The sequence below is a fragment of the Prevotella sp. CAG:592 genome, from assembly GCF_000436015.1.
GTDB classification, from domain to species: Bacteria; Bacteroidota; Bacteroidia; order Bacteroidales; family Bacteroidaceae; genus Prevotella; species Prevotella pectinovora.
In genome coordinates this window covers 1-1635 of sequence record NZ_FR892483.1, presented here as the reverse complement: position 1 = coordinate 1635, position 1635 = coordinate 1, and the positions used below count along the sequence as shown (strand labels likewise).

Annotated in this window: 1 protein-coding gene; it reads right to left on the bottom strand. The window is 40.4% G+C overall.

Features of this window, described 5'->3' with window-relative positions:
* Window positions 1-7: 7 nt before the first annotated feature.
* Window positions 8-868, bottom strand: coding sequence for a DNA damage-inducible protein D (dinD, locus tag QVO99_RS00440; RefSeq protein ID WP_022315612.1), 861 nt, complete (start codon window positions 866-868; stop codon window positions 8-10).
* Window positions 869-1635: the final 767 nt, after the last annotated feature.

Here is a 1635-nt window from a genome sequence, read left to right as displayed (position 1 = left end):
GCAAGCCCTAACGACCGATTTGGGTTGAAGTCTTTTCTATTTTCTTCTCGTTGCTTGCCACTCTGCGTTCCACCTTCTTGATGTCCTCAGCAGGAGGAAGGTTTTCGGGTCTTATACCTCGTTGCCCCAGCATCTGCCTTACGCTGACATTATTCTGAATGTGTTCGGCAGTAATGCTCGGTTCACCATAAAGGTCTTTCTGCTCCACATTGTAGTTTGTCATTTCTGTTGCGAGGTTCTTTGCAGCAATGGTCAGCGTAGGCAGAAAATCAGCCAATGGGCGTGTTGACTTGATGCCGAGGCGAAGTTTCATGTCTTCGGTGGTATGTCCGCCAAACAAAGCCGTGTCACCTTTTGAACGTATACGACCAAATCCACGGTCATCAACACCACGCTCATAAATATTGCGAGACAATTGTTTTTCTGAAGCACGCAACCGATCGCGTGTTTCCAGACGTGAAACTTGCTGCAAATGCTCAGCTATAAGTTCAGCCCGCCTTGTCTGCAATGCGAAATAACCTTGTGCAAACGCTATTTCTTCTTTCTTTGGATCACCGTTCTGAGCTATGAGATAACAGGCAAAACGAGTGAGCATATAGTCCTTGACTTCACGCTTAGCACCTTTTGCTAAGCTTATCATTTTCGTGACCTCACGAAAATGATCATCCACATTGATATTCTGTGACTTACATGATTCCACAGCTCTGCCTATAGCTATTGTAAAATTCTCCCAACGTGCATAGCCAAGAACCGACTGAAGCTCGCGAGCAAACCATACTTCAACCTTTTCTTTGCCATTATCGCTCTCAATGTAATGCGTTATCTCATTGAAAGCAGATGTATGCTGATTTATTCTTTGAATATCCATGTTATAATATTTCTTTGTTTTCTTCTTTTTCCTCACTAAACACTCCCCATAAGACCAAGATTATAGCTAAAGCCAAACACCTCGTTGGCATACTGCGCTTGTCCGACAGGAAGAGTGCGGTAACATTGATTAGATAGGGTATTTGAGCGCAAAGATAAACATAAAACACAACAATCTCGCATAAGCCTGTCGAAATTTCGGTTTATTTTGCAGAGAGCATCCGCTGACAAAAGTTGATAGCCAAATACCAACTCTACAACCGATGCAACAGGGAAGCGCATAACCATAAAAAACTCAGCCGGTTTCTCACGAATACGGCTGAGCTCGATGTGAGCAATTGCTCAACATACCAACATTATTCAATCAACATTTATTCATCTAATTATAAGAAACATTTATTCTATTCATTTAATTCTGCCATGAAGGATTGAAGCGAACTTAATCTCGACCATATTGTTTGTCGAAAAAACGTTGGCTTAAAACCATACCAAATATTTGTCTATCATTCCATACATCCAAATGCCTGTTCATCCTCACAGAATGAACGCTATCACATAAGCAGCATTGTCTTGTTTGCAAATTAAGGAAAAATATTTCATATTGGCAAATATTTTACTGTTTTTATTACGCTTTTAAACAAAATGACATGTTATAGTGAGAATTAGTATCTATAAATGTCGTAGCTTTTAGATTCGTTAACCCAAATCAAAATCCAAGCAGGCAGTTATTAGAATTATATATTAAACGGCCTAATGACCGATTTGGGG

Excerpts from the sequence above, each read along its gene's own strand:
- dinD (WP_022315612.1), bottom strand. The coding sequence starts at position 868 with ATGGATATTCAAAGAATAAATCAGCATACATCTGCTTTCAATGAGATA.